The sequence below is a fragment of the Bradyrhizobium sp. genome (assembly GCF_030693485.1).
GTDB lineage: Bacteria > Pseudomonadota > Alphaproteobacteria > Rhizobiales > Xanthobacteraceae > Bradyrhizobium.
In genome coordinates, this window is the sequence record NZ_JAUYAN010000032.1 from 1 (window position 1) to 5,872 (window position 5,872).

The 5,872-nt window shown below is 64.0% G+C and carries 7 protein-coding genes; 3 read left to right on the forward strand and 4 right to left on the reverse strand.

Annotated elements, in window-relative coordinates; genetic code table 11:
* A partial coding sequence (locus Q8N40_RS02485) for a diguanylate cyclase domain-containing protein (protein WP_305710685.1) occupies window positions 1-1,415 on the reverse strand: 1,415 nt, incomplete at its 3' end.
* 106 nt (window positions 1,416-1,521) lie between these two features.
* Here Q8N40_RS02485 and Q8N40_RS02490 point away from each other — a divergent pair.
* A complete protein-coding gene (locus tag Q8N40_RS02490) occupies window positions 1,522-2,211 on the forward strand; it encodes a YggS family pyridoxal phosphate-dependent enzyme (protein WP_305710686.1) in 690 nt (229 codons plus the stop codon).
* Window positions 2,212-2,258: 47 nt separating this feature from the next.
* Here Q8N40_RS02490 and Q8N40_RS02495 read toward each other — a convergent pair whose 3' ends face one another.
* Together Q8N40_RS02495 and Q8N40_RS02500 are read right to left on the reverse strand one after the other, a co-directional pair.
* On the reverse strand, window positions 2,259-3,044 hold the full coding sequence (locus Q8N40_RS02495; protein WP_305710687.1) for a 2-keto-4-pentenoate hydratase: 786 nt from the start codon (window positions 3,042-3,044) through the stop codon (window positions 2,259-2,261).
* 26 nt (window positions 3,045-3,070) lie between these two features.
* Entirely contained in the window at window positions 3,071-3,640 is a 570-nt protein-coding gene (locus Q8N40_RS02500; protein WP_305321676.1) for a L,D-transpeptidase, read from the reverse strand.
* Between the two features lie 204 nt (window positions 3,641-3,844).
* Here Q8N40_RS02500 and Q8N40_RS02505 point away from each other — a divergent pair, with 204 nt between their 5' ends.
* Together Q8N40_RS02505 and Q8N40_RS02510 are read left to right on the forward strand one after the other, a co-directional pair.
* Complete coding sequence (locus tag Q8N40_RS02505) at window positions 3,845-4,531, forward strand: response regulator transcription factor (protein WP_305321677.1); 687 nt, start codon at window positions 3,845-3,847, stop codon at window positions 4,529-4,531.
* Between the two features lie 54 nt (window positions 4,532-4,585).
* Complete coding sequence (locus tag Q8N40_RS02510) at window positions 4,586-5,029, forward strand: cyclic nucleotide-binding domain-containing protein (RefSeq protein WP_305710688.1); 444 nt, start codon at window positions 4,586-4,588, stop codon at window positions 5,027-5,029.
* Between the two features lie 131 nt (window positions 5,030-5,160).
* Here the strand turns inward: Q8N40_RS02510 and Q8N40_RS02515 are convergent.
* Window positions 5,161-5,872 (reverse strand): exodeoxyribonuclease III (locus Q8N40_RS02515; RefSeq protein ID WP_305710689.1); only part of this gene is annotated, 712 nt, incomplete at its 5' end.

The following is a 5,872-nucleotide window of genomic DNA, read 5'->3' on the forward strand; positions in this document are numbered from 1 at the left end:
AACAGCAGGCAGAATTCCTCGCCGCCGTAGCGTCCGGCAAAACCCATGGTTTCGGCGGCGACGGCGGCCAGCGTGGCGCCGAGCCGGGTCAGGCAGGCGTCACCTTCGGGGTGGCCATAGGTATCGTTGAACAGCTTGAAGTGATCGACGTCGATCATCAGCAAGGACAGCTCGCTGTCATATTGCTGGGCCTTCATCCATTCGAAGTCGAGACGGCTCTGGAAACCGCGCCGGTTGGCAAGGCCCGTCAGCATGTCGATCGACGCCATCACGGTGAGCCGGTCATTGTTGGCGAGCAGTTCGCGCTCGCGCTTGCCGAGCTGCTCCGCCATCGCATTGAAGGCCCGGGCCAGCGGGATGAATTCGGCCGGCAGCGATTTACGCTTGGCGCGCACCGACCATTCGCCCTGGCCGAACCGCTTCGCCATCATCGCCATCGTTTCGATCGGCTGGATGATCAGCTTCTGGGCGGCGACCAGCGCGCCGAGCAGCACGAACAGGCAGACAAAGGCGAGTTGCAGATAGGCGTTGCGAATCTCGCCATTGATCGCCTCGGATACCTTGGCCTCGTCGATGCTGATGACGAGGCGCGATTGCGTGCCGGCGATGCGCGCAGAGGTGACCATGCGCTTGGAGCCATCGACGGCCGTGAATGAAAGCGATCCTTGCGGCTGGTTCGAACCGGGCGCCTTGTCGGCGATCGACGACAGCAGCGGCACGTTATCCAGGGGCCGGCCGATCATGCCGGCGCGATCCGCCGGCGCCGCCAGCACGGTTCCGGCACTGTCGACCAGTGCTGCGGTAACGCCGGGCCGGTTGCCGAGATTGCTCATGATCTTCGACATCCAGTCGAGATTGACGCCGGCCAGCACCACGGCGTCGACGTCAGGGTTGATGGCGGATACCGGATACGCCGCCATCACGATCGGCGTGTTGGTGGGTCTGGCGAGGATGTAATCGCTGAAAACGAAGTCGCGGCTCTCGCGCGCCTTGATGAGATAGGGACGGTCGCTGAGATCGAGCCCGACATACTGGTCGTTGGTCGCGCACTGGATGCGTCCATCGCCGCCGACGATCATCAGGCTGCGGATCCAGGGCAGACTGGCGGGCAGGCTGGCGCGCATGACGTCGCAGCTGCCGCCGACGTCGACGAAACCGCGGATATAGGCCGCGGATTTCAGTACCGTCTCGACCGACGAAATCACCTCGCGCTGCATGTCGGCGCTGCGCTTGGCAAGGCTGACGAATTCAGCCGAGGCCAGCGCGAGCTGCTTGGCCCGCGTGTCCTCCAGCGAACGGACGCGCTCCAGCATCAGCGGCGTCACCAGGATCAGGGCCAGCAGCGCCAGCCGCGCGCGGATTCCCAGAACCTTCTTGAGTTTGACTCTTTTGCGGTTGAAACTGACGCGTGACATCTTAGTCCCCTGACCCCGGATGCAGGGTATAGGGAAGGGTTCAAGAAGCCCTTCTGGAACTCGGTAAAATTCGAACCAACCCGTAAATCCAACATCGACGGATGACATGGCGCCGCAAAATCCCCAGCCGATAACAGCGCATTTACCAAACGGGCTTGCTGCCGTGGAGCACGAAGTCGCCCGCGCCTGCGAGGACGCGCGCCGCGAGCGCAATTCAGTAACGCTGATCGCGGTGTCCAAGACGTTCGATGCCGATGCGATTACGCCCGTGATCGAAGCCGGAGCGCGCGTTTTCGGCGAGAATCGCGTGCAGGAGGCCAAGGCGAAGTGGCCAGGGTTACTATCGGCTTACCCCGGCATCGCGCTGCACCTGATCGGGCCGCTGCAATCCAACAAGGCCAGGGAAGCCGTGGCGCTGTTCGACGCGATCCATTCGGTCGACCGTCCGAGCATTTGCGAAGCGTTAGCCAAGGAAATCGATTCCCAGAAACGCCGGCCTGAATTGTTCGTCCAGCTCAATACCGGCGAGGAGCCGCAGAAGGCGGGCGTCGCCCCCGGTGACGCCGATGCCTTCATTGCCGCCTGTCGGGAGAAGTATGGCCTGTCGATTTCCGGCCTGATGTGCATTCCACCCGTCAACGAGGCCCCGGCGCCGCATTTCGCGCTGACCGCCAAGATCGCCGCGCGCAACGGGCTGACGAAGCTCTCGATGGGCATGAGCGCCGATTTTGCCATCGCGATCCAGTTCGGCGCCACCCATGTGCGGATCGGCTCGGCGATTTTCGGGACGCGGTAGGATTGTCGTCCCTGCGAACGCAGGGACCCATCGAGTGTGAATGTTGCCTACGCGAACCTCACCGACACTTTCCCGATCACGCCAAAATCGGCATCGAACAAATCGCCCGATTGAATCGGCAATGGCGGGTGACAGGTGCCGGTGGTCACGATCTCGCCGGCGCGAAGCGTCAGGCCAAGCTCACGCAGTTCGTTGGCGAGCCATGTCAGCGCGATCAGGGGATCGCCGAGCACGTTCTTGCCGTGACCGATATATTGCTGGCCGCGCAATTTGATGACCGGCCTATGCTCGACCAGATCGAGCGCGCGCCAGTTCGATTCGGTCGGCGCACCGAGCACGAACAGGTGCGCGCAGGCATTGTCCGCGATGATCTGCTCGGCGCCGGCGCCGACAAAATCCGAAAAGCGCGAATCCGGAATCTCGATCGCCGGATGCAGCGTATCGACGGCATCGAGCACCTCCGGCACGGAGTAGGGCGCGTCGCGCGGCGGCAAGTCGATCCGCATGCGAAAGGCGAATTCCGGCTCGGCGACGCGCATTTCATTGCCGGCCATCGAGGCCGTGCCGCCATCTGCGATCACGGTCTCGGACAGGATGCGTCCGGCCATCGGGCCGCCGACATTGATGTGCTTTTGCCCGGCCTCGCTGGTGGCTGCGATCTTCCAGCCGAACAGCTTGCCGCCGGAGGTGGTTTCGATCGCAGCCTGGATCGCATAGGCATCGACGCGGTCGCGCGGCCGCAGCGAGGTTTCGAGTCCTCCGAGCTTGGTGCCGGCGCGCCAGTGCCGGTGCAGGATCCGTGACGCCGCCGCTGTCTGGTTCTGGTCGAGCATTGTTTGTTTTCCGTAGGGGGCTGAACTTACTCAATCACGATCTTCGTCTCAGGTCCGATCCGCTGCAGCAACCGCAGCATCGCCGATTTCGTCATCGAGACGCATCCGGCGGTCGGTCCGAAATTGTCGCGCGCCAGATGCAGGAAGACCGCGCTGCCGCGGTGGGCTATTCGGGGCTCGGTGTTGTGATCGATCTCGACGATGAAATCATAGAGGTGGTCGTCGCGCCTGAGCCGGTCGCCGCCCTGCCCGGCCTCGCGCCGCACCGGCTGGTTGTAATGGCGGTCGCCCGGGTCTTCGCACCAGGCGTCCTCGGGCCGGATGGCGCGAACCGGCAGGAAAGTGCGCGGCCGGGCGTGGCGGTCGGCCCGCCACCACACTTGCCGGGGCCGGAACGTGCCCCGGGGGGTGCCGCCGTCGCCCTCGCGCTTGTTGGCCAGAATGCCGCCGCGCCCCAGCGCGACCGGGAATGTCTGCCCGCCGGCGGTCAGCCAGCCCCGGCGCGGATCGCCGGCGGCGGCGCGAACGAGGATCGCGGAAACCGGCCGATCACGTGGACTTGTCTGATAAGTGATTGAAATATTGGACTTTCCCATGCGATTCGCGGAATCCCGGTTGCTACATTGACGGCAAATGTTCTATTTCACGCCGACTCCCGACATTCATCCTAAAGCCATCCAAATCTGGAGTAGAATGGGTTTCGGCTTGTGAATCTGTAACAGCCCCTTACCTCAGTACGAACCTAGCCTGACGAGACCAGAGTCGGTTGCCCCGCCGCACGCCCCAAGAGGATTGTACCAATGGCCACTGCCCGCAAGATCCTGATCGTGGATGACGATACCGATCTGCGCGATACGCTGGTGGAGCAATTGTCGCTGCACGACGAGTTCGAGGCCTCCGCGGTCGATACCGGCGCCAAGGGCGCCAGCGCCGCCAAGGCCAATTCTCCCGATCTCGTGCTGATGGATGTCGGGCTGCCGGACACCGATGGCCGCGAAGTGGTGCGCAGCCTGCGCAAGGGCGGTTTCAAGGCTCCCATCATCATGCTCACCGGGCACGATACCGATTCGGACACTATTTTGGGGCTGGAATCCGGCGCCAACGATTATGTCGCCAAGCCGTTTCGATTTGCGGTGCTGCTGGCGCGAATCCGGGCCCAGCTGCGCCAGCATGAAGCCAGCGAAGACGCGGTGTTTTCGGTCGGCCCCTACTCCTTCCGGCCCGGCTCCAAGATGCTGACCGGCGCCAATGCCCGGAAAGTCCGCCTGACCGAGAAGGAAACCGCGATCCTCCGGTTCCTGTACCGCGCCGGCCAGTTGCCGGTCTCGCGCGAGACGCTGCTGCAGGAAGTCTGGGGCTACAATTCGGGCGTCACCACCCACACCCTGGAAACCCACATTTACCGGCTGCGTCAGAAGATCGAGAAAGAAGCGGCCAATCCCGAAATACTGGTGACGGAAGCCGGTGGCTACAAGCTGGTGCCGTGATACGATTCGACCAACGATTCGTATTCATCCGCGCATCCCGATCACCGGTTCTGCATGTCGATCGAAGATGATGTAGCGCTACTCGAGCGCGTCCCCACCCTTCGCCTGCTGGGGGCGACCGCGCTGCGCATGCTCGCGATCGGCTCCGAGCAGCGCAATTTCGCGCGCGGCGAAATCCTCTTCAACGAGGGCGACGACGCCGATGCCGGTTTCATCGTTCAACGCGGCGCGTTCCGGGTCGAGGACGGCGGCGGTGCCGAAGTCATCGCGGGTCCGGGCGCCCTGCTCGGCGAACTCGCGCTTGTGGTGGCGATGAAGCGGCCGTCGACCGCGACCGCGCTGGAAAACTCCTCCGTGATCCGGATCGCGCGCAGCCTGTTCCAGCGCGTGCTGGAAAGCGATCCCGCCGCGGCGCGCCGGCTGCGCGACGAATTCGCCACCCGCACCAGCCAGCTTGCCAGCGACATCCTGATGGCGGGCGCCAAGCTGAGCATTTAGGGCGCTGTCGTCCCTGCGAACGCAGGGACCCATAGCCACCGGCGCGCGTGGTACGACAAGTCGCCGAACAGCACCTTGGATCGATAGATCACGCGGTATGGGTCCCTGCGTTCGCAGGGACGACGATGGCGCTACACCTCCAGCGTCACCGTCACCGGCACGTGGTCGGATGGCCGCTCCCAGCCGCGCGCATCGTGGGTGATCCGGAAATCGCTGACGCCGTCCTTCAGCGCGCGCGATACCCAGATGTGGTCGAGCCTGCGGCCGCGATCGGCCAGCCTCCAGTCGGCGGCGCGGTAGCTCCACCAGGTGTAGACCTTCTCCGACAGCGGGATGCGCTCGCGCGCGACGTCGAACCATTCGCCGTGAGCCTGGGCGGCCAGCAGCTTCTCGGTTTCGATCGGGGTGTGCGACACCACCTTCAGGAGTTGCCTGTGCGACCACACGTCGTTCTCGTGCGGCGCCACGTTGAGATCGCCGACCAGGATATGCCGGTCCTCGCCGCGCGGATGCAGCGGCTCGCACGCCTTCATCTCGTCGAGAAACCGCAGCTTGTGCTCGAATTTCGGGTTGAGCGCGGGATCGGGAATATCGCCGCCTGCCGGCACGTAGAAATTATGCAGCACCAGCGGCTTGGCGAGTTGCGCCTTCTCGCCGAAGGCAACCGAGATGTGCCGCGAATCGAGCTTGTCGCAGAAGGTGCGGATGTCCGTGCTCTCGAACGGCAGCTTCGAGACCACGGCGACACCGTGATAGCCCTTCTGCCCGTTCAGCGCGACATGCTCATAGCCGAGCCGCTTGAAGCGCTTCAGCGGGAAGGCGTCGTCGATGCACTTGGTCTCC

Bases quoted from the DNA above. Each gene is read 5' to 3' on its own strand.
- Q8N40_RS02510 (WP_305710688.1), top strand. From the start codon at position 4,586: ATGTCGATCGAAGATGATGTAGCGCTACTCGAGCGCGTCCCCACCCTT.
- Q8N40_RS02495 (WP_305710687.1), bottom strand. From the start codon at position 3,044: ATGCTCGACCAGAACCAGACAGCGGCGGCGTCACGGATCCTGCACCGG.
- Q8N40_RS02490 (WP_305710686.1), top strand. From the start codon at position 1,522: ATGGCGCCGCAAAATCCCCAGCCGATAACAGCGCATTTACCAAACGGG.
- Q8N40_RS02500 (WP_305321676.1), bottom strand. From the start codon at position 3,640: ATGGGAAAGTCCAATATTTCAATCACTTATCAGACAAGTCCACGTGAT.
- Q8N40_RS02505 (WP_305321677.1), top strand. From the start codon at position 3,845: ATGGCCACTGCCCGCAAGATCCTGATCGTGGATGACGATACCGATCTG.